The 24,412-nt window shown below is 33.9% G+C and carries 23 protein-coding genes; 6 read left to right on the top strand and 17 right to left on the bottom strand.

The genetic code is table 11. The features are described 5' to 3' along the window. Nucleotides 1-422 precede the first annotated feature (422 nt). A complete protein-coding gene (locus BLQ19_RS17555) occupies nucleotides 423-1,100 on the bottom strand; it encodes a DUF4294 domain-containing protein (protein WP_074539205.1) in 678 nt (225 codons plus the stop codon). 103 nt (nucleotides 1,101-1,203) lie between these two features. Here BLQ19_RS17555 and BLQ19_RS17550 point away from each other — a divergent pair, with 103 nt between their 5' ends. After that, nucleotides 1,204-2,292, top strand: coding sequence for a M42 family metallopeptidase (locus BLQ19_RS17550; protein WP_024479884.1), 1,089 nt, complete (start codon nucleotides 1,204-1,206; stop codon nucleotides 2,290-2,292). Nucleotides 2,293-2,337: 45 nt separating this feature from the next. Further along, nucleotides 2,338-2,886 carry an NUDIX hydrolase gene (locus tag BLQ19_RS17545; protein WP_074539204.1) on the top strand — a complete coding sequence of 183 codons (549 nt, stop codon included), beginning with the start codon at nucleotides 2,338-2,340 and terminating at the stop codon, nucleotides 2,884-2,886. On the opposite strand, the gene hisS is transcribed toward BLQ19_RS17545, so the two are convergent. The 6 genes from hisS to rpsF form a co-directional block, all read right to left on the bottom strand. Further along, complete coding sequence (gene hisS, locus BLQ19_RS17540) at nucleotides 2,881-4,551, bottom strand: histidine--tRNA ligase (RefSeq protein WP_074539203.1); 1,671 nt, start codon at nucleotides 4,549-4,551, stop codon at nucleotides 2,881-2,883. The genes BLQ19_RS17545 and hisS overlap by 6 nt on opposite strands. A 140-nt stretch (nucleotides 4,552-4,691) precedes the next feature. Continuing rightward, a complete protein-coding gene (locus BLQ19_RS17535; RefSeq protein ID WP_074539202.1) occupies nucleotides 4,692-5,162 on the bottom strand; it encodes a DUF6495 family protein in 471 nt (156 codons plus the stop codon). Between the two features lie 112 nt (nucleotides 5,163-5,274). Continuing rightward, complete coding sequence (locus BLQ19_RS17530; RefSeq protein ID WP_074539201.1) at nucleotides 5,275-8,433, bottom strand: TonB-dependent receptor; 3,159 nt, start codon at nucleotides 8,431-8,433, stop codon at nucleotides 5,275-5,277. A gap of 109 nt (nucleotides 8,434-8,542) precedes the next feature. After that, entirely contained in the window at nucleotides 8,543-8,992 is a 450-nt protein-coding gene (gene rplI, locus BLQ19_RS17525; protein WP_024479879.1) for a 50S ribosomal protein L9, read from the bottom strand. Nucleotides 8,993-9,005: 13 nt separating this feature from the next. Next, nucleotides 9,006-9,302 carry a 30S ribosomal protein S18 gene (gene rpsR, locus BLQ19_RS17520; RefSeq protein WP_024479878.1) on the bottom strand — a complete coding sequence of 99 codons (297 nt, stop codon included), beginning with the start codon at nucleotides 9,300-9,302 and terminating at the stop codon, nucleotides 9,006-9,008. 3 nt (nucleotides 9,303-9,305) lie between these two features. After that, the gene (gene rpsF, locus BLQ19_RS17515; RefSeq protein WP_024479877.1) at nucleotides 9,306-9,644 is read right to left on the bottom strand and encodes a 30S ribosomal protein S6; all 339 of its coding nucleotides are present in this window, start codon (nucleotides 9,642-9,644) and stop codon (nucleotides 9,306-9,308) included. A 244-nt stretch (nucleotides 9,645-9,888) separates the two neighbouring features. Between rpsF and BLQ19_RS17510 the strand changes: the two genes are divergently transcribed. Next, entirely contained in the window at nucleotides 9,889-10,581 is a 693-nt protein-coding gene (locus BLQ19_RS17510; RefSeq protein ID WP_013548890.1) for a LytR/AlgR family response regulator transcription factor, read from the top strand. Nucleotide 10,582: 1 nt separating this feature from the next. Here the strand turns inward: BLQ19_RS17510 and priA are convergent, their stop codons facing one another. From priA to nadC, 4 genes are read right to left on the bottom strand one after another with little or no spacing between them, the layout of a single operon-like run. Next, complete coding sequence (priA, locus tag BLQ19_RS17505) at nucleotides 10,583-13,039, bottom strand: replication restart helicase PriA (protein WP_074539200.1); 2,457 nt, start codon at nucleotides 13,037-13,039, stop codon at nucleotides 10,583-10,585. A gap of 11 nt (nucleotides 13,040-13,050) precedes the next feature. After that, nucleotides 13,051-13,488 (bottom strand): DUF2147 domain-containing protein, encoded by a 438-nt coding sequence (locus BLQ19_RS17500; protein ID WP_029445769.1) that lies wholly within the window; start codon nucleotides 13,486-13,488, stop codon nucleotides 13,051-13,053. Continuing rightward, on the bottom strand, nucleotides 13,475-14,455 hold the full coding sequence (locus tag BLQ19_RS17495; RefSeq protein WP_029445768.1) for a YihY/virulence factor BrkB family protein: 981 nt from the start codon (nucleotides 14,453-14,455) through the stop codon (nucleotides 13,475-13,477). Before BLQ19_RS17495 ends, BLQ19_RS17500 begins: the two co-directional genes overlap by 14 nt. Beyond that, nucleotides 14,456-15,313, bottom strand: a complete 858-nt coding sequence (gene nadC, locus BLQ19_RS17490; RefSeq protein ID WP_074539199.1) for a carboxylating nicotinate-nucleotide diphosphorylase — start codon at nucleotides 15,311-15,313, stop codon at nucleotides 14,456-14,458. Between the two features lie 109 nt (nucleotides 15,314-15,422). Between nadC and rlmH the strand changes: the two genes are divergently transcribed. Continuing rightward, entirely contained in the window at nucleotides 15,423-15,896 is a 474-nt protein-coding gene (gene rlmH / locus BLQ19_RS17485) for a 23S rRNA (pseudouridine(1915)-N(3))-methyltransferase RlmH (RefSeq protein ID WP_074539198.1), read from the top strand. Nucleotides 15,897-15,898: 2 nt separating this feature from the next. Here rlmH and BLQ19_RS17480 read toward each other — a convergent pair whose 3' ends face one another. The 6 genes from BLQ19_RS17480 to BLQ19_RS17455 all read right to left on the bottom strand — a co-directional run bounded on the left by BLQ19_RS17480 (nucleotide 15,899) and on the right by BLQ19_RS17455 (nucleotide 21,612). Further along, nucleotides 15,899-16,747, bottom strand: coding sequence for a type IV pili methyl-accepting chemotaxis transducer N-terminal domain-containing protein (locus BLQ19_RS17480; RefSeq protein ID WP_139150280.1), 849 nt, complete (start codon nucleotides 16,745-16,747; stop codon nucleotides 15,899-15,901). A gap of 172 nt (nucleotides 16,748-16,919) precedes the next feature. After that, nucleotides 16,920-18,812: a phosphoglycerate dehydrogenase gene (serA, locus tag BLQ19_RS17475; protein ID WP_025614458.1), complete on the bottom strand. Its 1,893-nt coding sequence runs from the start codon at nucleotides 18,810-18,812 to the stop codon at nucleotides 16,920-16,922. Nucleotides 18,813-18,982: 170 nt separating this feature from the next. Next, nucleotides 18,983-19,741: an alpha/beta fold hydrolase gene (locus BLQ19_RS17470; RefSeq protein WP_254788417.1), complete on the bottom strand. Its 759-nt coding sequence runs from the start codon at nucleotides 19,739-19,741 to the stop codon at nucleotides 18,983-18,985. A gap of 31 nt (nucleotides 19,742-19,772) precedes the next feature. Further along, complete coding sequence (locus tag BLQ19_RS17465) at nucleotides 19,773-20,471, bottom strand: DUF3307 domain-containing protein (protein ID WP_074539209.1); 699 nt, start codon at nucleotides 20,469-20,471, stop codon at nucleotides 19,773-19,775. 1 nt (nucleotide 20,472) lies between these two features. After that, nucleotides 20,473-21,078, bottom strand: coding sequence for a SatD family protein (locus tag BLQ19_RS17460; RefSeq protein WP_074539195.1), 606 nt, complete (start codon nucleotides 21,076-21,078; stop codon nucleotides 20,473-20,475). An 81-nt stretch (nucleotides 21,079-21,159) separates the two neighbouring features. Then, a complete protein-coding gene (locus BLQ19_RS17455; protein WP_074539194.1) occupies nucleotides 21,160-21,612 on the bottom strand; it encodes a methyltransferase family protein in 453 nt (150 codons plus the stop codon). 57 nt (nucleotides 21,613-21,669) lie between these two features. Here BLQ19_RS17455 and BLQ19_RS17450 point away from each other — a divergent pair, with 57 nt between their 5' ends. Next, the gene (locus tag BLQ19_RS17450; protein WP_074539193.1) at nucleotides 21,670-22,254 is read left to right on the top strand and encodes a non-canonical purine NTP diphosphatase; all 585 of its coding nucleotides are present in this window, start codon (nucleotides 21,670-21,672) and stop codon (nucleotides 22,252-22,254) included. 207 nt (nucleotides 22,255-22,461) lie between these two features. Continuing rightward, on the top strand, nucleotides 22,462-24,357 hold the full coding sequence (locus BLQ19_RS17445) for a DEAD/DEAH box helicase (RefSeq protein ID WP_074539192.1): 1,896 nt from the start codon (nucleotides 22,462-22,464) through the stop codon (nucleotides 24,355-24,357). Nucleotides 24,358-24,412: the final 55 nt, after the last annotated feature.

Here is a 24,412-nt window from a genome sequence, read left to right as displayed (position 1 = left end):
ATCCTGAGCCAGGATCAAACTCTTCATCGTTGTTTTGTAAATATTATATAACATCTATTAACCAACTAATAAATCATCCGAATCCTAGCCCTCTATATTCTTTAAGCTATTATGTTAATTCAATTTATTTAATTACCGTTTCCAGTAATTAAACGCTGTCTTACAATATGTCAATGAACTTTTTATCTCTTTTACTCTCCGCCTAATTAAGTATCGTTGTTTCCCTAAGCGGCTGCAAATATACACCCTCTTTTAAAACCCACAAGCGTTTTTGGAAAGTTTTTTTAAAAAAAATTAAACACACTTCACAATAACCACTATTACAAGGTTTTACAATACAAAAAAAGTTTAAAAAATATTCCCTTTGAAAAAATCAGGGTATTAAATTTACATGAAATTAACCATATAAACAAATACAAGTATCAATTCTTTTGTGTAGACCACTTGTCTGTAAGCTGAGAGTAGTCAAAATTTAAGGCCGACTTTTGTCTTTCTATTCTGAATTCAGAAAAAGCACGCTGTAAAATATCTTCAATTAGATAGTCTTCATGCACTAACTCCGGATGAAACTCTTCCTTTATACTTATCTTAAACATTTTAGCCGTGGCATTATACCAGAATGCTCGCCAACCGTTCCTTAATTCTTTCACCAGGTCAAAAGCCGTATTACCCGTTTGTCGATGAATAAGTTTTACCAAGATCTGGCCCTCCGTGCGTGTTAACTTCTTTAATTCATCAGAAAACTCTCCCTCAATATATTTCTGAATCTCTCTAGTGTACTTCCTTTTATCTGAGTTCTTCGTTATCCTAGTTAAGCTATCATTTAATTCCGTAAGCCTATCGGCTGCTAATTTCGCATATGGATACACCTTTAATGTTTTCCTCCTTAATATATAATACCTTAATTTTTCCTCGTAGCTAGAAAATTTAAGTTTACTAAATACATAATACTCTTCCAAAGCAATAGTGCTTTGCATAATAGAATCGCCCTCCATGATAATCATCTTTTCTGCAATGGAATCTAATGGGGTTTCTTCTTCCTGCCCTAAGCAAAAAGAATATATAAGTAACAACAAGGCTAATAAGAAGTTCTTTTTCATCTATAAAATTATCATAAACTGAATATCAAAATTAATAATAAACCACAGCATTGCTATTAAATAAAAGTGAATATTCTTAACTTCGTTAGAAAATACACATATAATGAGTACAAATAAAATTCTAACTAAAAATTCAATTGAGTTTTTAGAAAAATACTTAAATAACGCTTCTCCTACCGGATACGAATCTGAAGGTCAGAAAATTTGGATGGAATATCTTAAACCATATGTAGACACTTTTATTACGGACACCTACGGCACGGCTGTTGGTGTTATCAACCCTGACGCTAAATACAAGGTTGTTATTGAAGGGCATTCTGATGAAATTTCTTGGTATGTAAATTACATTACTGACGAAGGATTACTTTATGTTATTAGAAATGGCGGAAGTGACCATCAAATTGCACCTTCTAAATGGGTGAATATCCACACTGATAAAGGTATTGTAAAAGGTATTTTTGGATGGCCCGCAATACACACTCGTGACAATTCTAAAGAAGAAGCTCCAAAACTAGACAATATATTTATTGACATAGGCGCAAAGGATAAGAAAGAGGTAGAAAAAATGGGTGTTCACGTGGGGTGTGTTATTACCTATCCTGATACATTCCAAATTTTAAACGGAAATAAATTTGTCTGCAGAGCAATAGACAATAGAGCTGGTGGTTTTATGATTGCAGAAGTAGCGCGACTTTTACATGAAAATAAAAAGAAATTACCGTTTGGACTCTATATTACCAATTCTGTACAAGAAGAAATTGGTCTTAGAGGCGCTGAGATGATTACACAAACTATTAAACCTAATGTTGCCATAGTTACAGATGTATGTCACGATACCACGACTCCTATGATTGACAAGAAAAAACAAGGTCATACGGAAATAGGTGCTGGCCCTGTAATCTCTTATGCTCCTGCCGTTCAAAATAAATTACGTGAACGTATTATCAAAACTGCTGAAGCTAATAACATACCTTTTCAAAGAATGGCTTCTTCTCGCTATACAGGTACGGATACAGATGCTTTTGCGTATAGCAATGGCGGTGTAGCTTCTGCCTTAATTTCTTTACCACTACGTTATATGCATACTACAGTAGAAACTGTACACCAAGATGACGTAGAAAATGTTATTAAACTTATATATGAAACTGTGTTAAATATTAAAGACGGAGAAACATTTAGTTATTTCGAATAAAGTACCTCTTATTATTTTTTAAGGTGACAGATTTTTTACTAGAATATGGATGAATTAATTGATATCGTAACCGATAATGGCCTTAAAACAGGTGAAACCGTTTTGAAGTCCGTTGCTCACCGTGATGGTATTTTTCATCAAACCGTTCATATCTGGTTCTATACAAAAAATCATCAAATTTTATTACAACAACGAGGGAAAGACAAAAATACTTTCCCTCTATTGTTTGATGTTTCTGTTGCGGGCCACATACACGCTGGAGAAGCCGTTGAAGTTGCCGCACTAAGAGAAATTGAAGAAGAGATTGGCTTGCTAGTTTCTAAGAAGGATTTAAAAAAAATAGGCGTCTTCAAATCCATTCAAAATCATCATTCTGAATTAATTGACGCAGAGTTTCACCACACTTTTATTGCTGAATTAAAAGCACCATTACAAGAGCTAATAAAACAAGAAAGCGAAGTGGAAGATTTACAACTCACCTCGCTTATAAAATTTTCCGAAGAAACTTGGGGAATGGCAAATTCTAAAAAGTACGTACCACATTCCGCAACGTATTACAAAACCGTTATTAAAGCCATTAAAAAAGAATTATAGCGTAGCACTAAATTCTTCTACCTTATCTAGGCTATAGGTCTGTTGAGAACCCGCTTTCATATTTTTAACTACAAAAGAGTTATTTGCTAATTCCTCATCCCCTATCAAAATAACAAAAGGTACGTTTCTGTTATTTGCATATTTCATTTGCTTTTGCATTTTGGCATTACTAGGATACACATCTGCTTTGATACCAATTTTCCTTAAGTTAGTCACTAATTTTAATGCCATTAATGCCTCTTTCTCTCCAAAATTAACACACAACACTTGTAAAGAGCGATCTATAGCTTCCGGAAAAAGATTTAATTCTTCTAAAACTAGGTAGATTCTATCTAATCCAAAAGAAATACCTACGCCACTTACATCTTTTAATCCAAATATACCCGTTAAGTCATCATAACGACCACCACCACCAATAGAACCCATCTTCACTCCTTCCGGAGCTCCAACTTCAAAAATAGCTCCCGTGTAATAATTAAGCCCACGGGCTAAAGTAACATCTATAGCCAAAGTTGCTGTTTGCAAGCCAAGCTCAGAAATTGTTTCTATTATAAACCGAAGTTCCTCTACCCCTTTTGCTCCTTCTTCTGAAGAGGACAAAAGCTTCTCTAACGCATCTAACTGCTCTAAATTAGTTCCTGTTAAATTAAACAATGGTGATGCTTTTTCTATAGAAGCTTCAGAAATACCTTTTTCTAGCATTTCCTTCTTAACACCTTCTTCTCCTATTTTATCTAATTTGTCTAATGCGACTGTAAAGTCTATTAAATTATCTTTTGCACCTATTACTTCCGCGATACCGGCTAAGATTTTTCTATTATTCATCTTGATGGTCACCCCATCTAACTTTAAATCAGCAAATACAGCATCATACAATTGCACAAACTCTACCTCCTGCAATAAAGAGTTTGAACCTACGACATCTGCATCACATTGGTAAAATTCTCTAAAACGACCTTTCTGAGGCCTATCTGCTCTCCAAACTGGTTGTATCTGATATCTTTTAAATGGAAAGTCTATTTCGTTTTGATGCATTACTACATAACGTGCAAAGGGCACCGTAAGGTCGTATCGTAAGGCTTTTTCTGAGATGTGATTACCTAAATACTTAGTACCCATTTCAAAATAGAACTCACCAAAAATTCCGACAGATAAGTTAGTTAAACTTTTATCTTCATCACCCCCGTTAATTAACAATGCTATCCAATCTTCCTTATTTACTAAAATTTCAATTTTACTCCATAAATCAATAGCTAAATTAGTTAAATCAATTACTGATTCATCAAATTTAATTTGCTTGTCTTTTCTCAAAATTTCAGGGAGTACTTCTACAAAATTCACCCCATAAGAATTCATTTCTACTTTGACAGTGCTTTTTAAATAAACTCTTAAATTATATAATGACAGCTTAATAGTCTTTATTAAATTTTCATTGTAACTTCTTAAAAAATCTCCAGAATTTAATATTTTAAATATCAAACGATCGCCTTCATCGCCATACTTCCCCATTAAGGTATCAGAGTTTTCAAAAGAGGGCGTTTCTATGGGTTGAAAACCGAACGTTTGAAAATTCTTTTTAATCGTATCAAATATATAATTACGCTTTACGACCTCTGAAGGTGTAAAATCTCTGGTTCCTTTTGGAATAGATGGTTTTTGTGCCATGTAATAGTATGTGTTCTTGTCTTTACTAAGACCTTAAATTAGTATTAAACGCAATCTTAAATTACGCCTGAGTTGCAGTTGCTAAAGTTCTGAAATTTAAAATTGCAAAAAGCTCTCAGGATTCAGCCGCTAATATCGACTTATCCTATGACTTTTTCAAACCATTGATACAACTCCCCTTTTGTAATCACAGCACCTTTTTTTATTAGTTCAAATTTATCTAGGTTCTTATCGTCCTTGTAGGCTTTAGATGCAGAAAGATATTCTACAAAGTCTGATTGCCAATTTTTCTTAAACCAATTAAAGCCTATTTCTGTTGTTAAGTCTATCTCAGGGTTCATCACCTTAACAGATATTAATTTCATCTCTTTATCTGTTAAATGGAATAAATGCATTTGTTGCGCTGAAATATTCTCCACAAAATCTACTTTATTCAAAACACCCTCCCAAACTAAATCTGAAAAAACGTCTAATTCTTCTTCCGCTACTTCAGGTGTATCTGTTTTAATTTTTTCCCATTCATCTCCTGTGATAGATTGTGTGGCTAAGAAATTAATAAACTCCTGATGTAATTCTTCTAACTGCTGCTTTGTAAGTCTTGTATACTTCATTACTTGCTTTTACTGTTTGATTTGCTTTTGTACAAATTCAAAATCTTGGCAAAAATAAAAAGGCTGTACAAATTGTACAGCCTTTTTAAGATTTAATATTATTTATTTTTCATTAGAAGATGTAACGCACTCCAAATTGCGCTTGCCATCTTGATGCTAAACTAGCATCAAACCCGTAAGTCTTAGTTAAACTAGGGTCAAATGTGTAGGTTGGTGTATTGGTAGCATCTACAGAAACTCCAATAGGACTCACATTATTAGGCTGTTGTATAACACCCCAATCAGAATTGATTAAGTTCCCTACATTAAGAACATCAATACTAAATTGAATTTTATTATCATTATTAAAGGTATAATCCTGTAATATTTTCATATCCCATTTACCTCTCCACGGTGCTAATGCGCCATAACGCTCCATATACTCACCTCTATTATCACTTAAATAATCATCTTGTTGAATATACGCTTCAAAAGCTTCAGCTTGACCTGCTCCTGAAAATTGCATTTGCCCAACTTCTGCCGCGGTAGGAATGTATAATAAATCGTTATTTTGGAAAGAACTATCGCCGTTAATATTCCCTGCATACGTATAATTGTAACGAGCTCCTTGTCCGTACTCAAAGAACGTTGAAATTGTTGTATTCCATTTTCCTTGACCATATTCAAAGTTCTTAGACAACACCCCAATAAATCTGTGGGTATCTCCATATTTAGAGAAACCTAGCACATCTTCATTAGCATTTCCTAGAGTTGGGTTAAAATCAAACGCATCTCCAGTAATCTCTGCTTCTATTGAGTTTACATCCTTAGCATTTAAATAACTATAAGCCCCCATTACATATAAGCCATTATTAAAATTTTTCTGAGCCTTAACAGATGCATTCCATACTCTTCCTTTATCTGAGTTTGTAAATACATAAGCATTGTTTCCTTTATCAGCAGCTGTATAATATGGTCTATTATCCCCTGGAGCATTCAAAATACCCGTTGGATTTCTTAATCCCCAGTTTTGAACATGAGCTGCATTTAAATCCTTAGTATAAGAAACATCTGCCGTTAATACAATATCATTATCAAAGCGATGATCAACTCCTAAATTAGTTCTCCAAACTTGTGGAAATTGAAAATCAGGATCTACTAATTGAAAGAAACCATCATCTGCACCACTTACTTGATTTCCAATCCAAACAAAAGGTAATCTTCCTGTAAAGAAACCTGTCCCCCCTCGTAATTGTGTCGATTTGTCGCCATTTAAATCCCAATTGAAACCAATTCTAGGTGAAACTAGCCATTTATTGGTAGGCATGGTAGTAGAATTAAGCTCCACTTCTTCATTCGTATTAGGGTTAAAATACGAAACAGAATTATCTCTTGATGCTCCATTATCAGTATCAATGTAATTCTGAATTAAACTAGAAGTATCAAAATACATTGGTCTATCAAAACGAACACCATATGTTAATTTTAAATCTTCTGAAACATTCCATTCATCTTGCACATAAAAAGACAACTGACCAACATTTAGTTCTGCTAATTTCCAACCACCGTCATTTCCATCACCAGCAGCATTAGAATTATTAAAAACATTCTGAGCATTTGCTAAGTTTTTTATTAGGATTCCGTTTGGATCAGCAGCATCATCTAAGAAAGTTTGCACTGAAGGATAAGGGTTAAAATTACCATAGTAATTACCATTAGTCCCAAAAGTTGCAAAGTTATCATACGCAGTTAAGTTGAATGAATTCTTAAATTGAAATTTCTCAAAAGAAAAACCAACAGTATAGGTATGATCTCCTTTAAAAATATTCATATTATTAGTTAACTGAAAAACTTTCTGGTCTAATTTGTTATTAATTGAGAAAGGTTCGTGACCTGCAATAATATAATTCAGACCATTTCCATCTTGAATATTGATTACTGGAGCAGGGCTAGAAAAGGGAGTTCTAAAATCATCAAAATGGGTATATCCCACTTGTAACTTATTTGTTACTTCATCAGACAAGGTAGAGTTTAATTCTAATTGAAATGAATTTAATTTATTATTGATCTCATACCCAGATTTTTCAAATTGTAAAGTTGTAAAATTGGGTCCTCTTGTTGATAAAGCTGTTGGATGTGCAGGTTTCTCACTAGATGCATCTAAAAAGTTATAGATAAGTGCTAACCTGTTCTTATCATTAATATTCCAATCTAATTTAAAAAGTCCCTTTGTAGAACCTGATCCGTAGGTAAAACCACTGTAAGCACCAGTGTCATAACCAAGACCTGCTAAAGCAGATTGCACGGCCATTAAATCTGACTCTAACACTCTAGACTCATTGATAGCACCAGAACCCGTATTCGGAATCCATCCATTTGTTCCTAAATCTTCTCTTTCTTCTTTCTCAAAATTGGCAAAAAAGAACAATTTATTTTTTACTATAGGACCTCCTATACTAACACCATATTGATTTTGTGACAATTTAGGTTTGATAACATCTTCACCTTTCACCTTACCACCGGTCAAATCTTCATTTCTAAAGAACCCATACACCGTACCATGGAATTCATTAGTACCACTTTTAGTAACAGCATTAACACTTGCTCCGGTAAAACCTGATTGCGATACATCATAAGGAGCTGTAGATACTTGTATTTGCTCAATAGCATCTAAAGAAATAGGTTGTGAACCTGTTTGCCCTCCAGGCGTTGGAGAATCTAAACCAAATGGGTTATTAAAAATAGCACCATCTAAAGAAAAGTTATTGTATTGATCATTACGCCCTCCAAAAGAGTTACCACTTGCTGTAGGCTCTAATCGCGTAAAATCTGAAGCAGATCTAGAAATTGTTGGCAAACGAGTTAATTCTCTACGCCCAACACTAGTTTCTGCACCTGTACGATCACTACCAAAGGTTCCACTTTGATCTGATACTACGACAACTTCTTGTAAAGCCTGGCTATCAGAAGCCAAGGTAACATTTACATTAAAGGTTTGTCCTAAGGTTAAATAAACATCCGACTTAGATTGTGTTTTATACCCAACATAAGAAATAGATACCTCGTAAGGACCCCCTACTCTTAAATTTAGCAAATTAAATCTACCGTCTTCATTAGAAATTGCACCATAGGTAGTACCTGTTGGTGTATGAACTGCTACAATGTTAGCACCAAATAATGGTTCATTAACATCGTCAATAATAAGACCCTTAATATTAGAGGTCGTAACCTGAGATAGTGCCCCGAAGGAGACAAATAACAGAACAAATACTGCATAAGCCTTTTTAAACATAATTGAGTGAGTTTATAGTTTACGGCAAATTTAACGCAAAAAAAAAGAGCCATGCGGACATGACTCTTTTTTTATAAAATATTTGTTAACTATTTGTTAACTATTTTTCTTACTTAGTACCAACTACTTCAAAAGCAAAATCTACAACTACATCTCTATGTAATCTGATTTGCGCATTGTAAGGACCTGTTCTCTTGATAGCTCCACCTGCAATTGAGATGAATTTTTTCTCAATTTCTTGACCTTCTTTTGCTAAAGCTTCCGCTAAATCAATGTTAGTTACAGATCCAAATAACTTGTCTCCTGCACCAGACTTAGCAGCAATTTTAATTTCTAATTGTTTTAATGATTCTGCTATTTTAGTAGCTGCATCAACAATTTTCTTTTCTTTATGAGCTCTTTGCTTTAAGTTTTCAGCTAATACTTTTTTAGCAGAAACAGTAGCCATTGTAGCTAAACCATTAGGAATAAGAAAGTTTCTACCGTAACCGTTTTTCACAGTAACTAAATCATCCTTAAATCCTAAATTCTGAACGTCTTCTTTTAATATAAGTTCCATTGTCCGTTTTTTTTTATTTTAATAAATCACCAACATATGGCATTAATGCTAAATGACGTGCTCTTTTTACAGCTACAGCCACTTTTCTTTGGTACTTTAATGAAGTTCCAGTAAGTCTTCTTGGAAGTAATTTACCTTGCTCATTAACTAATTTAATTAAAAAGTCTGGATCTTTGTAATCTACATACTTAATACCAGATTTCTTAAAACGACAATACTTCTTCTGAGAATTAGTATCAATATTTAAAGGAGTTAAATATCTAATTTCTCCGTCTTTTTTACCTTTTGCTTGTTGTTCTATTGATGACATAACTTAAGCTTTAGTTTTTAACTTTGTTCTTCTTCTTTCTGCCCATGAAATAGCATGCTTGTCTAACTTTACAGTTAAAAAACGCATGATACGCTCATCTCTTCTGAATTCTAACTCAAAAGGGGAAACTACCTCTCCTGGAGAACTGAATTCAAACAAATGGTAAAAACCACTTTTTTTGTGTTGTATTGGGTAAGCCAATTTTTTTAGGCCCCAATTTTCTTTAGATACCATTTTGGCACCTTTAGTAATTAAGAAATCTTCAAATTTCTTAACTGTTTCCTCTATCTGAGTATCAGATAGAACGGGATTCAAAATGAAAACAGTTTCGTAATGATTCATATTAATATATTTTTAAGAGCGCAAAAGTAATAATATTTCTGACTTTACACAAGATTTCTGCAAAAACTTCGTTATTAGATTCAGTATCCATAAAGTTATGCTAAAAAAATAAACTTAACCTAAATTTTTAATCATGTATTTTGCTGATTACACAACAAATTATACCATATTCACATCTTTTGTTGTAGTTCATCGTGTTTTTTCAGTACTTTGCCTATGATTTAACCCCACAAATCAACCTTTTATGAAATTAAGAAGTATAATTGTAGACGATTCATCCATGCAGAGGATGGCAGTTGCTAAATTGGTGAATAACCATCCGAACCTGGCGCTAGTAGCCGAGTACAGTAATGCAATTGAGGCAAAAAATGGAATCAAGAACAATGAAATTGATCTAATTTTCCTTGATGTTGAAATGCCTATTATTAGTGGTTTTGATCTCCTTGAATCGTTAGACAACAGACCTCAAGTTATTTTAATTACTGGAAAACCAGATTATGCACTAAAAGCTTTTGACTATGATGTCACTGATTACTTGCATAAACCTATCACTATGTCTCGATTTGACGCTTCTGTAAAAAGAGCTGTCGCTAAATTTGAGCAACTACATAGGATTAATGAAGATGAGGAGCATATTTTTGTTAAAAGTAATCTGAAAAAGAGAAAAGTAATTCTAAACGACATCAAATGGATTGAAGCACTTGGTGATTATATTAAACTGGTTACGGATGAAGCTAATATTGTAATTTTATCTACAATGAAGTCTTTTGAAGAACAATTACCAGATGATAAATTCTTAAGAATTCATAAATCTTATATTATCAATTTAGAAAAAGTAGAGAAGTTCAACAGTAAAAATGTTGAAGTAAGTGGGCGCTCTATTCCTCTAAGTAGAAACAAGAAAACAGAATTAGCGGAAGCGTTAAACAACGTTTAAACTATATATAATCTACATTGTAGATTACTCGTACGCTAGCGTACTGCGAAATAGCATTAAAAGATTTTTCAATTCTTTTAATGCTATTTTTAGTTTTACCCAAAGCTTGGCCGTTGGGTATCTTTATTAAAACATGCTTTAAATATTGATTTCTAATTCTAGAAACAGGAGGAAATTCTGGTCCCAACACATGAATACCAAATGCATTCCTTAGCCCCTGTGTAAACCACTCTGCCGCTTCATTAAGCTTGTTATAATCTTTGTGTTTAAAGGTTACCTTAATAATCCTATTTATAGGTGGGTATTTGTATTGTTGCCGTTCATATAATTGTTCTTTAAACATTCCTTCATAATCTCCCGTAGACACCTGTTTTAAGATTTGATGGTATGGATTATAACTTTGTATGATAACCTTTCCTCGTTTTTTAGTACGTCCTGCCCTACCAGAAACCTGGGTTAATAATTGATAGCTGCGTTCGTGGGCTCTAAAATCTGGAAAATTTAATAGTGTATCTGCATTCATAATCCCCACTAAATTCACATTCCTGAAATCTAATCCTTTGGTAAGCATTTGCGTACCTACTAATATATCTATCTCTTGTTGTTCAAAGGCCGTAATTATTTTTTCATATCCGTACTTCCCTCTAGTCGTATCTAAATCCATACGGCCAATTTTTACTTCCGGGAATAAGGTTTGTAACTCTTGCTCTACCTGTTCCGTACCAAAACCTTTAGTATCCAATGTGCTACTACCACAAGCTTCACACGCTAAGGGCACTGCAATATTATAGCTACAATAATGGCAACGCAATTGTTTTTTATGCTGATGATACGTTAGACTTACATCACAATTGGGACATTGCGGAGAATGCCCACACGTAGTACATTCCATGATTGGTGCATAACCTCTTCTGTTTTGAAATAGAATAACTTGCGCTCCGCTTTCTAGCGATTCTGTAATCTCTTCTAATAATCGTTCAGAGAAGTGCCCTTTCATTCTCTTTTTCCTAGTCAATTCTTTGATATCAACTAGTTCTACATCTGGCATCAACACATTACCAAATCTTCTTAAAATACTGGCATAGCCGTATTTGCCCGTTTGCGCATTATAATAACTTTCTACGCTAGGCGTAGCAGAACCTAATAAAATTTTAGCTTTATGTAACTTACCTAATACAATTGCTGCATCACGCGCATGGTATCTTGGTGCGGGGTCATATTGCTTAAAAGAACTCTCATGCTCTTCATCTACAATGACCAGACCTAAGTCCGCAAAAGGCATAAATAGAGCAGATCTTGCCCCAATAACAATTTGAGCTTTTACTTTATTTGCCAAAACATTGTTCCAAACTTCTACACGTTCTTGCACACTATATTTAGAATGGTATACCGCCACTTTTTCTCCAAAATACTCTTGAAGTCTAGAAATTAATTGCGTTGTTAAGGCAATTTCCGGTAATAGATACAAGGCCTGTTTATTAGACCGAATACATTCTTCTATCAACTTTACATATACTTCCGTTTTACCAGAAGAAGTAACTCCATGTAAAAGAGTCGGCAAGTTTTTTTCAAAACTTAGTTTGATATCTTTTAATGCCGCTAATTGATATTCATTTAAAGATTTTAAACTTTCATTTGCTCCGTCGTCTTGGTAAACTACTCTATCTGTTTGAATAAAATAATCTTCCAACACAGCTTTATCTATCAATGTTTTTATAATGGCCGAAGAACTTTTACTAGCAACTTCTAAATCCGAAACCTTAATTGGCTTCTTTGAACTTGCTTGTAATTGAAACAATGTAAGCACTACTTGACTTTGCTTTGGAGCCCTTGTCAAGGTATTTAATAATTCTTCTAACTTTTCCTCTGATTTGTAGGCATTTCCCATACGAACATACCGAACCATTTTCGGCTTATATTGCTCATATACCTCTTCTTTTAAAATGATGATATTTTTATCTAAAAGGCGGTTTAACACCGGAAGTACGCTCTTTTTCCCTAGAATTGCACTTATCTCCTGCACTCGCAATATAGATTGATGTTCTAAAGCTTCAAATACTAAAAATTCATCATCTAGTAGTTCATTTTCATCGGGCTGAAAATTCTTATTCTTTAATATTAACGTCTCGCTTTCTAATAAAAATGCATTAGGCACAGCAGATCTAAAAACCTCCCCTACACTACACATGTAATAATCTGCAATCCAAAACCAATGCTTTAATTGCATCACAGTTACTAAAGGTGCTTCATCTAAAATTTGATGAATTTCTTTAGCTTCATAAATAACGGGTGGTTTTTGATGCACTTCATACACCAAAGCGGTGTATATCTTAGATTTACCAAAGGGAACTGCAACACGCATTCCTGGCTGTAAAAAAGCAGCTTCAGCCTCAGAAATACTGTACGTAAACAGTTTTTCTAACGGTATGGGAAGAATTACATTAATAAAATAAGGCATGCTACGGTGTTCTAATCTTTTACGCGTATCCAAGTTTGTGTACGGTAAATAAATGCTAAATACCCTCGAACTTTAAGCTCATCAGGATTATCTGGATTTAACCAAATCTTGCAACGAAAGGTCATTGCCTGCTCTGGATCAAATAAATATTTTCCTTTCCATTCTCCATCACCATCATCTTCTGCTCCTTTTATAATCGTCATTCCTAAAACAGGTGCATCTTTTAAATCGCCCTCACATTTAGTGCATTTAAAATTCTCTTTCCCTTCTTCTAATACCTTTACAATATCGCCATACATCTGGCCATCTTTCTTGTAGATTTTAATTACGCCTTTTGGTTTCCCAGTGCGATCATCAATTGTTTTCCATTCATCAAAGATGGATTGACCGTAACTAAAATTAATTAAAAAAAGACCTATAAAAAAAAGTAATAGCTTATGGTGTTTCATCCTTTTGGTTTATATTATTTCGAACAGCATTTATTGTTGCATTCAGTTCAAAACCTAGCAACAATATATTAGAATTTAACCAAATAAACACCATTAATATTAATAAACCTCCTAAAGCACCGTATAACTCATTATATCTCGCAAATTTCTCCACATATACCCCAAAAAGATACGATGTAAAAATAAACAACAAAGTGGTCATTGTTGCTCCTGCCGAGAAAAATTTTGCTTTTTTACCTTCTGCCGTTCCAAAATAATACAGTATTGCGGTAGTTAAATAAGACAATATAATAAAGAATAAAACCTTAGCAATCTGTACCCCTATAATATCTGTTTCTTCTAAATTAGTACCATAGGTCTTAGTAACCAAATCACTGGCATATTCTACGATATAAAACTCGGAATACACAAATGAAATTGCCGCAACGATTAAAAGAATTGATAAGATTAAACCTACCAGAAGTGCATATAAATATTGTCTAAAGAAGTTGCGCGTTAAATTCACGTGGTATGAATTTTCAAAGCCACCAAAGATGGCATTAACCCCATTTGCTACCAAGAAAATAGAAATCACAAAAGTAGAAGAAAGTAAGCCTCCTCTTTTTTGATCTTTTATTTGAATAAAAATTTCTTCAAAATAATCTCCCGTGGCTGTTGGCAAAAAAGATTCAAGAAAGGCCAAAAAATCGGCCTCAAAATTTGTTTCACCATCTATTTGAATATAAGGTATTAAGAATGGTAATAAACTCAGTAAAAATATCAATAAAGGAAAAAGTGCCATAAATAAACTAAAGGCAATTGCACTTGCCCTGGTTGACATTGCCCCTTGAACTATTCCCGACAAGTACATTTCTATCAGCTCATACAATGACAAACCTTCAAGAGCTGCAAATTTTACTTTTTTTAGTAATCTCGCAAACCAATTTACGATCGGTATTTTATCTATCTTTTCTTCTAATGCAGACATTTATACTGCTTTAAGGCTCAGATCCATATTGTACACTGAATGTGTCAATGCTCCTGATGATATATAATTTACACCACATTCCGCATAATCGCGAATAGTATGCTCATTTATACCTCCAGAAGATTCTGTGAGACATTGATTGCCGATTAATTTAACTGCCGCTTTGGTATCTTTAAATGAAAAATTATCCAATAGTATTCTATACACACCTTTAGCATCAAGAATTTGCTGAACCTCATGTAAGTCTCTTGCTTCTACAATAATTTTCAGATCCCTATTCGTCTCTTTTAAGTAATTTTTTGTTTTTTCAATAGCTTTCCCTAAGCCCCCCGCAAAATCTATATGATTGTCTTTTAACATAATCATATCATACAAGGCAAATCTATGGTTCTCTCCTCCTCCAATTTTTACCGCCCATTTTTCTAGGGCTCTAATTCCAGGAGTTGTTTTTCGGGTATCCAAAATTTTAGTCCCTGTACCTTCCAAGAGCTTTACAAAATAATTTGTTTTTGTGGCAATAGCACTCATACGTTGCATTGCATTCAACACCAAACGTTCTGATTTTAAAATGCTTTGAGAACTACCTTCTACATAAAACACTATATCACCATGCTTCACAGTATCTCCCTCCTGCAAAAGGGTCTCTATTTTCAAGTCTTTATCTACGTAATTAAACACTTGCTTTGCAAAGTCTATCCCTGCGATAATTCCGGTATCTTTCACCAATAGTTTAGCTTTCCCTATTGCTGTTGAAGGTATACAAGCAAGCGAACTATGGTCCCCATCACCTACATCTTCACGGATCGCATTTGCTATAATTAATGCTATTTCTTTGTTAAATTGCTCTTTTGAAATCATTCCTACATTTTCTTAATTGCTAATTTACTAAATACTTTACTCAGATAAGAATCCCTATAAATTTATATTCTATAATATTAAACGTAAAAATTCTAATTAAATTTGCACTATGACCATCAAACTTTTAGCTATCGGCAAAACAGATAGCAACAACTTATCGCAACTCATTGACGAATACGAAAATAGACTTAAACATTATGTCAAATTTGAATTAGAACTCATTCCTGACATCAAAAACACCAAAAATTTATCAGAAGCGCAACAGAAAGAAAAAGAAGGCGAAGCGATTTTAAAAAAAATAAATCCGACCGATGCGCTTATTTTGTTAGACGAAAATGGAAAACAGTTTACTTCTGTTGATTTCTCTAATTACTTACAAAAAAAAATGAATTCTGGAATTAAACAACTTGTTTTTGTTATTGGGGGTCCTTATGGCTTTAGTGCAGCAGTTTATAGTAAAGCACAAGGAAAAATAAGTCTATCGAAAATGACGTTCTCGCATCAAATGATCAGACTATTTGTCGTAGAGCAAGTATATAGAGCGTTTACCATTTTAAAAAACGAACCTTATCACCATCAATAACATTATTTTTTCTTACTAAAAAAAATATCTAATTTATTTAAAACAGCATCTAACCCACTAACCTCTTTCTTATCGCTTTCCAGAGACTTTATCATGTTTTCCGAAACCTCATTAAGCGCGTCTAATTCAGTAACCACACAAGCTACTAAATCTTCTTTGTTTTCTATTTTTTTCTCAATTTTCAAAACATGCTGAAGATCTTTAATATTCTTCATATGTGAAGCATAGGCATGTGATTGATGCCATGAAATTTCTTTAAGCTTTTTATTCTGTGAGCTAGTTTTCCTGATTATAGGGTTGACAATATAAAAGATTTCAAAAAGAATAATAAAAAGCGAAAGTACCGCTAATTCTACCTCAATAATCATAATTGTCTTTATCTCTTCTTCTGATTCTTGTTGAAATTTAAGAACAATACCATCCATAATTTCCAAGAAATCATCTACATGACTTGTAAGCTCCTCTACAGGAACTTCTGCAATGTGATCCATATCATTTAAATGCGTGTAGATATATTCTAAATGAGGTTGCATTTCTTTAAAATCAGCAATGATCTCAGTATTTTCTACAGGATAAAAACCTAGTTTCTCGTCTCCTTTTTCTAAGATTTCATCTGTTCTGTATAATTTAGCAAGGGCTATTTTTAATTCAGAATAATCACATTCATAATGATTACACTCATAAAAATTTTTCAACACTAATTGACTGAGCATACGTTGCTTACCCGCCACATTAATAACCGCAGCCATACGCTCTTGGTTTCTCAAAGAATATTGGATAATAGACTGAATTAGCACCGTTAGCACAATGATGGTTATAACTAATAAATAATATTTATAAAATTTTTTCACACTAATAATTTATACCTAGACAATTACTATAGAATTTTCCTACAAGATATTTCATAACGCCACCAAGCGCAACAAATTGTTGTGAAACAGCATGGAAGCGATAGTTAAGTCCTTAAAACTAAAAAAAGCCCAAGAAAAAAATTCTTGGGCTTCCATTTTATTTCGAAAATGACTAATAAAGAACTCTAAATTTAATCGTGTTTTCTATTTTCTTCAATTCCTTTATAACATCTTTATTATATTCCTTATTCACATCAGATATTACGTAGCCCACTTCATTATCGGTAGATAAATACTGACCCGTGATATTCAATTCATACTCTGCTAAAACTTTATTTACTTTAGCCATAACGCCAGGAACATTTTTATGGATATGTAAAAAACGATGTGATTTGTTTTGCTTTGGCAAACGAATATTCGGGAAATTTACAGCATCAACTGTATTTCCAGAATTCATATAATCCATAATTTTACTTGGCACAAAATCTGCAATATTTGCTTGAGCTTCTTCTGTACTACCACCAACATGCGGTGTAAGAATAACATTTTCTAAACCTTTAAGTTCTGTTTCAAACGCACCATTACTTCTTGGTTCTTCTGGGAATACATCTATTGCAGCACCGGCAATTTTACCACTTTTTAATGCTGCTGCTAACGCAGGAATATCTACCACAAAACCACGCGCTAAATTGATGAAAATAGCCCCATTTTTCATTTGGTTAATTTCTCGTTCACCAATAAAATTAAGGTTTGCTTTGTTATCATCTATATGAAGGGTTACAACATCTGAAATGTTTAATAAATCTTCTAGTGTATTACATTTTATAGCATTACCTAGCGCTAATTGATCATTAACATCATAATAATAGACACGCATTCCTAAAGCTTCTGCCAAAACTGAGAGTTGCTTACCAATATTTCCGTAACCAACAATACCTAAGTTCTTACCACGTACTTCTCTAGAATTTGCAGCAGTTTTATTCCATTGCCCTTGATGTATTTCCGTACTACGTGTAAAGACACTACGCATCAGCATAATAATCTCTCCAATGGCCAGTTCTACAACAGAACGGGTATTGCTATAAGGAGCGTTGAACACAACAACCCCTTTGCTCTTACAGGCATCTAAATCTATTTGCGTCGTTCCGATACAAAAAGCTCCCACAACCATAAGCTTATTAGCTGCTTCTAGTACATTTTTGGTTACTTGCGTCTTAGAACGTATACCAAGTACATGTACGCCTTTTATTTTTTCTATTAATTCTTCTTCTGTTAAACTATGGCCAACAGTTTCTACTGAGAAACCTGCTTCAGACAGACTTTTAAAAGCATCTGGATGCACATTTTCTAACAATAACATCTTTATCCTGTTTTTAGGATAAGAGATTTTTCTAGGTAAATCGTTCACAAATAAAAATTCATCAAGGTTAGGTGTAATATAATCTGCATTTTTTGCAGCTTTTTCTCGGTGTACATTTTCGGTATAAGCAAAAAATTTATCTGCGATACCGGCTTCTCTCATTACATAATCGCTATAACCATCACCAATTACCTGAACCTCACCGTCAAGATTCATGTTTTTTAGGCAATCTATTTTACCATTATGCATCGCTAAAACATTGGTTTCATCAAAACCAACAATTTTACCTTCTTCATCAAATTCAAATGTATTAGCGTATACTCTATCTGAAGGAATGTTATACTCCTTTACTATAGGGTCTATAAACTCTTTAAATCCACAAGATATTACATAAATATCATCCGCATAGTCTCTAAAAAAATCCTTATTAGCCTCTATAGATTTTGAAATTTTAGTCTTTAATTCTTCCACCAAAACCGGTAAATCATTTTTATGCGCATGTAGCAATTTAATTCTGCGCTCTAAAGATGTGGTAAATGAAATATCACCATCAATACCTAAATTGGTAATCTCCTGAATTTCATTAATAATTTCTTCTTTATTGGACCTGCCTTTGAGTGTGATTTCCGCCAAAACATCTAGCGCTTCAACTCGCGTTAAAGTACTATCAAAATCAAATACATACTTTCTTCCTGTTGCAACCATTTTTTGAATAAAATTAAGCATCAAAAGTAAAAATTTATTTGCTGCGATTCTTTTAAATTAGATTAAAACTACTATCGAATTAGTAATTGTAACATTTTGATACAGAATTGTTTTTATGGACCCTTAAAAATTATGAAAATCGCAATTCTAAACTTCAACGGAATAGCTTATTATTTTAAAAATGAAATTATGGCCTTAGAAAAAGAATCCGTTTTGTAAACATCATTATGATTCCCTTTTAGTAATACAAACTCACTCTTAGGAATTGCGCTATGCAATGCCTCTGGGTTTCCATTTTCTAAATCCTCATCTCCCGCAACAATCAAGACTTTAGATTTTATTTGCCCCAGCTCAAAAACACTAGTTACCGGTTGATGTTTCTGTAAATAATGCAATGCTTTCAAATCTGCTTGAACCGATATTGCATAGGCTACAGCTCCTTTTGTTTCTTCTGTGAGCTCTGCCCCTTCAGCAAATGCATTAGCAAATAGGATGCGCCGATTCCACTCAGGATTTGTAAAATCTAAACCCATACCTCCTAACACCGATTTTTTAATTCTCCTATCTAATGTTAGCCATTTCGCGGTAATAATACTACCTCTGGAATAGCCTACCACTATAAATTTCTTAAGCTTTAAATAAGATGCTAACCCCTGTAAGTCTCTAACTTCTGCGTCATCTGTATAAAATTTTTCCTCTTGAGGTTTACCAGAAGATCCGTTTCCTCTTAAATCAGGAACAATAACCCTATAGCCTTTTTGTAAAAGTTCTTTTTTTAATACGGTAGCATTCCAAGAACTTCCGTCATTAATAAAACCGTGTACCAATACTACTGCCTTACCTTTACCTTCATCTGTGTAGGTAATTTCGATTCCATCAAAAGAAGTAAAGAATTCTTTTTGAGCCTCCACTCCAAATGAAATTTGCATGAAAAATAAAATCAGAATACATCTCATCGCTTTAAATACTAGTATATATTACCCCTGTTAGAATCGCTATTCCAAAACTCAATAATGTTCCTATTAAGATGTACTCTGTTAGCTCTCGATTATTACTATCCTTTAAATCATTAAATCTAAAAACAGATTTTGCAGCGATTAAAAAACCAATGACTTCCCAACGCCCTAATATGATAAACGCCACTACAAATAAACGTTCAATAATACCAATGTACATTCCCGCATTAGGTAATGACTCATGATCATCTTCTATATATTTTGACATTCCTTGCAAGACTTTACTAATTAGTATGGCCGTTGGAAAACTAACAAAAACTAATGCCGTCACTAAACGCACATCTATTCCTTGTAGGAGTGCTAATGTATGTGCATAAAAATCTCCATAATATGCACAAGCATATAATACCGCCACATGCAGCACTTGATCTATCAAAAAAGGAAGGTTTTTGTTTGTAAAACTAGGGGTTACATAAAGTTTCAGAAGATCTATCAAATAGTGACTAACTGCAATAATTACCGCAATTTTCCAGTACTTTAAATCCCATAAAATTAAAAGCGTTAATGCAAAATGAATTAAAGTATGGTAATAGATGTATTTGGATTTTACTTTTTTTTCCTCTTTATCTTTTACCCATTTAGAGGACTGAAAAATAAAATCTCCTAGCAAATGCGCTAAAAAGAGCTTGGTAAATAACATCATACTATTCTTGTTTAATTGCATCCCTGTAAAAGGATAATAGTTCTAAAACAAGGTCTAACCTCGCTCGTTTTTGTCTTTGACTTACGGCAGACTGTTTTACCCCTAATTGATCCGCAATTTCTTGTTGCTGTAATTCTGGGTTCTCTAAAGAAATTGCAATAATTTCTGCAGAAACAACACTCCAGTCATCCATAAAATCTAATGCCAATTTAAGTATTAAATTTAAGATGTTCTCTAATTTTTTATCTTCTGTAGCTAAAGCTAATTTTAATTTCTGCTCTTTTAATGTTTCAAAAATTCTCCCTGAAAAATGATACGCACTGCCATTAGATTCACTTATTTTAGAACCAACAAAGGTTTCCTCTCCCAAGCCAATACCCATCCGAACATCTAAGCCTTTTATCATTTTGATTTTAGCCTTTAAAAGGATAGCTACTCGTAAAGCCTCTACCACCGGAACCTTTAACTGAAATTCATCTCCTCTAAAAATATCCCAATCTTTAGGCGCCTCGCCTATTTCTGACAGTTGTTTTTTCAAAACACCCATCCACTCCGAAGCCTTATATCGTTCCGAATTAACGATATCTCCTGTTAGTACTGCTATCATAAATATATAAGTTAAAAGGCTAATATACTAAAATATAAGCAAAATACGTAATAATTATAATTATAAGCTAAATAGCTTATACTAAAACCATCTCCTAACATCTTTTAAATACGCAGCATATTCTGATCCAAAAGTTTTAGCAAGCGCTTCTTCTTCTGGCTGTATTTGAAACTTATTCATATACGACACAAAACCAGCCGCGATTAAAGTATTAAAAGCATTCCCTAAATATACCCCCCAAGCCAAAAGCACCAATAACAACCCCAAATACATAGGATTACGCGTAAAGCGATACAATCCATTTATGACCAACTTAGAAACCGTTTCGGGTTTTGTAGGGTCAACAGTGGTCTGTTTTCTAACAAACTGAATAACAGCAACCAACCCTATAGCCCCTCCTAAAATTAAAAACAGATAGATAAAATAAATCCGACCTGTAAAGTCAAATTCTCCAAACGGTAAAAACCGGTCTAGCCCTAACATAAATACTGCCGCCAATACCCAAACAACTGCTGGTGGTAATTTTAAATGCATTTGAAAAAAATTAAGCGATTAAAATACTATTTTTGAATTAAATGATACGATACTACAATGGAAATTGTTTTTGCAACGCACAACAAAAATAAGGTATATGAGGTTCAGTTATTAGTTCCTAAACATATAAAAATACTTTCGTTAGAAAGTATTGGCTGCTTTGATGAAATACCAGAAACGGCAGACACCTTAGCGGGGAATGCAAAACTAAAAGCAGATTTTGTAACTAAAAACTATAAGCTTCCTTGTTTTGCAGATGACACTGGTTTACTTGTTGAAAGTCTAAATGGAGCTCCCGGAGTTTTATCTGCACGCTATGCAGGAGAACAGAAAGACGCTACGGATAACATGGATAAACTACTGGCTGCCTTAGCTCTTAAAGAGAATAGAAAAGCTAAATTTGAAACCGTAATTGCCTTAAACCTGAACGGAGAACAAATACTTTTTAGCGGTGCAGCAACCGGTGAGATTACGCTAACAAAAAGTGGCGTTAAAGGATTTGGCTATGATCCTATATTTAAACCTGAGGGTTATAACAAAACTTTTGCCGAAATTCCTGTAGGGATCAAAAATACCATCAGCCATCGCGGAAAAGCCATAAAAAAGTTACTAGATTATTTAAGCAAACTAGAGAGTAGATAATTTACAAATCCGTAACAACCATGAATTCAATATGTTACATGCAAAAATATTGAATTAAAAATTTAATTTATTATCTAATGAATTAACAGTACCTTTGCAGCTTTAAATAATGCCGCTGGTATAGCATGTGTTGCGCTGAGTCTAAATAGGTTATAAAATGTAATCGCTCTATGCAACAGACATATTTGCGATTAACATTTACATATTATGACAAAATTTGAAGCGTTAGGCCTTAAAAAGTCTATTTTAGACGCTATTACAGACATGGGTTTTGAAAACCCATCTGACGTACAAGAAAAAGCAATTCCAATTTTACTAGGTGACGATACAGACTTAGTAGCTCTTGCCCAAACAGGTACAGGAAAAACAGCAGCATTTGGTTTTCCATTAATTCAAAAAATAGATGCAGATAGTAGAACCACTCAAGGTTTAATACTATCACCAACACGTGAGCTTTGTTTGCAAATTACAAACGAAATGCAAGCGTATTCTAAATACGAAAAAAACATTAATGTTGTAGCGATCTATGGTGGTGCTAGCATTACAGACCAAGCTAGACAAATTAAGCGTGGCGCACAAATTATCGTTGCGACTCCTGGTCGTATGAAAGATATGATGAGCCGCGGATTAGTAGACATCTCTAAAATTGACTATTGTATTTTAGATGAAGCTGATGAAATGCTTAACATGGGATTCTTTGAAGATATCAAAGAAATTCTTTCTGATACTCCAAAAGAAAAAAGCACATGGTTATTCTCTGCAACAATGCCAAGAGAAGTAGCTACTATTGCTAAGAAGTTTATGCGTAGTCCACAAGAAATTACTGTGGGAACAAAAAACTCAGGAGCATCAACGGTACAACATGAATATTATGTAGTAAGTGGTCGTGATAGATACCCTGCATTAAAAAGATTGGCAGATACTAATCCTGATATTTTCTCTGTAATTTTCTGTAGAACTAAGAGAGATACACAAAAAGTAGCAGAAAGTCTTATTGAAGATGGTTACAACGCTGGTGCATTACACGGAGATTTAAGTCAAAACCAAAGAGATTTGGTCATGAGTTCTTTCCGTAAAAAACAAATACAGATGTTGGTGGCAACAGATGTTGCTGCACGTGGTATTGATGTTGATGACATTACTCACGTAATTAACTATCAATTACCAGATGAAATAGAAACCTATACACACCGTAGTGGTAGAACAGGTAGAGCTGGTAAATCTGGTATCTCTATGGTAATTATTACCAGAAGCGAGCTTAGAAAAATAAAAGCAATTGAGAATAAAATTGGACAAAAATTCATCACAAAAAATATTCCTTCTGGAATGGAAATTTGTGAGATCCAATTATATCACTTAGCAAACAAAATAAAAGATACTGAAGTAAACGAAGAGGTTGAATCTTACTTACCTGCTATCAACGATGTCTTTAAAGATATCGATAGAGAAGAACTTATTAAGAAAGTAGTTTCTGTAGAGTTCACACGTTTCTTTAATTACTACAACAAAACCAGAGATTTAAATTCTGGAAACTCTGACCGAGGCGATAGAGAAGAAAGAGGTAGCAATACTGGCAGTGGTGAAATACCTACTAGCGGTTCTGTTCGTTACTTTATCAATGTTGGAGAAAAAGACGAATACGATTGGATGTCACTTAAAGACTTCTTAAGAGATACTTTAGAAGTAGGTCAAGATGATATTTTCAAAGTAGACGTTAAAGAGAGTTTTTCTTTCTTCAATACTGATGCAGCGATTACTCCTAAAATTTTAGAGACTTTCAAAGACTTTAAGGTTGATGGTAGATTTGTAAACGTTGAGATTTCTAGCAACCCAGGTGGTGGCGGAGGTCGCGGAGGAAGAGATCGTAACCGTAGTGGCGGTGGCGGAGGAAGAGATCGTAACCGCGGTGGCGGTGGCGGCGGAGGAGACTTCAAAAAACGTAGATCTTCATCATCAAGAGATGGTGGTTACGGAGGTTCTTCTGAAGGCGGAGGATCTAGAAGAAGATCTGATTCTGGTTCTGGCTCTAAATCTGGTTCACGTAGTGGAAGTAGAGAATCTAGTAGCGGTAGTAAAAGCAAACGCAGAAGCGGCTTTTTCTAGACCAAAATTTAGTTAATTTCATATTAAAAAATACGCTTCGGCGTATTTTTTTGTT

It is taken from the genome of Cellulophaga baltica, assembly GCF_900102165.1.
Classification (GTDB): domain Bacteria; phylum Bacteroidota; class Bacteroidia; order Flavobacteriales; family Flavobacteriaceae; genus Cellulophaga; species Cellulophaga baltica.
This window is presented reverse-complemented; position numbering and strand designations above follow the sequence as displayed.

Excerpts from the sequence above, each read along its gene's own strand:
- BLQ19_RS17555 (WP_074539205.1), bottom strand. The coding sequence starts at position 1,100 with ATGAAAAAGAACTTCTTATTAGCCTTGTTGTTACTTATATATTCTTTT.
- BLQ19_RS17550 (WP_024479884.1), top strand. The coding sequence starts at position 1,204 with ATGAGTACAAATAAAATTCTAACTAAAAATTCAATTGAGTTTTTAGAA.
- BLQ19_RS17545 (WP_074539204.1), top strand. The coding sequence starts at position 2,338 with ATGGATGAATTAATTGATATCGTAACCGATAATGGCCTTAAAACAGGT.
- hisS (WP_074539203.1), bottom strand. The coding sequence starts at position 4,551 with ATGGCACAAAAACCATCTATTCCAAAAGGAACCAGAGATTTTACACCT.
- BLQ19_RS17535 (WP_074539202.1), bottom strand. The coding sequence starts at position 5,162 with ATGAAGTATACAAGACTTACAAAGCAGCAGTTAGAAGAATTACATCAG.
- BLQ19_RS17530 (WP_074539201.1), bottom strand. The coding sequence starts at position 8,433 with ATGTTTAAAAAGGCTTATGCAGTATTTGTTCTGTTATTTGTCTCCTTC.
- rplI (WP_024479879.1), bottom strand. The coding sequence starts at position 8,992 with ATGGAACTTATATTAAAAGAAGACGTTCAGAATTTAGGATTTAAGGAT.
- rpsR (WP_024479878.1), bottom strand. The coding sequence starts at position 9,302 with ATGTCATCAATAGAACAACAAGCAAAAGGTAAAAAAGACGGAGAAATT.
- rpsF (WP_024479877.1), bottom strand. The coding sequence starts at position 9,644 with ATGAATCATTACGAAACTGTTTTCATTTTGAATCCCGTTCTATCTGAT.
- BLQ19_RS17510 (WP_013548890.1), top strand. The coding sequence starts at position 9,889 with ATGAAATTAAGAAGTATAATTGTAGACGATTCATCCATGCAGAGGATG.
- priA (WP_074539200.1), bottom strand. The coding sequence starts at position 13,039 with ATGCCTTATTTTATTAATGTAATTCTTCCCATACCGTTAGAAAAACTG.
- BLQ19_RS17500 (WP_029445769.1), bottom strand. The coding sequence starts at position 13,488 with ATGAAACACCATAAGCTATTACTTTTTTTTATAGGTCTTTTTTTAATT.
- BLQ19_RS17495 (WP_029445768.1), bottom strand. The coding sequence starts at position 14,455 with ATGTCTGCATTAGAAGAAAAGATAGATAAAATACCGATCGTAAATTGG.
- nadC (WP_074539199.1), bottom strand. The coding sequence starts at position 15,313 with ATGATTTCAAAAGAGCAATTTAACAAAGAAATAGCATTAATTATAGCA.
- rlmH (WP_074539198.1), top strand. The coding sequence starts at position 15,423 with ATGACCATCAAACTTTTAGCTATCGGCAAAACAGATAGCAACAACTTA.
- serA (WP_025614458.1), bottom strand. The coding sequence starts at position 18,812 with ATGGTTGCAACAGGAAGAAAGTATGTATTTGATTTTGATAGTACTTTA.
- BLQ19_RS17470 (WP_254788417.1), bottom strand. The coding sequence starts at position 19,741 with ATGCAAATTTCATTTGGAGTGGAGGCTCAAAAAGAATTCTTTACTTCT.
- BLQ19_RS17465 (WP_074539209.1), bottom strand. The coding sequence starts at position 20,471 with ATGATGTTATTTACCAAGCTCTTTTTAGCGCATTTGCTAGGAGATTTT.
- BLQ19_RS17460 (WP_074539195.1), bottom strand. The coding sequence starts at position 21,078 with ATGATAGCAGTACTAACAGGAGATATCGTTAATTCGGAACGATATAAG.
- BLQ19_RS17455 (WP_074539194.1), bottom strand. The coding sequence starts at position 21,612 with ATGCATTTAAAATTACCACCAGCAGTTGTTTGGGTATTGGCGGCAGTA.
- BLQ19_RS17450 (WP_074539193.1), top strand. The coding sequence starts at position 21,670 with ATGGAAATTGTTTTTGCAACGCACAACAAAAATAAGGTATATGAGGTT.
- BLQ19_RS17445 (WP_074539192.1), top strand. The coding sequence starts at position 22,462 with ATGACAAAATTTGAAGCGTTAGGCCTTAAAAAGTCTATTTTAGACGCT.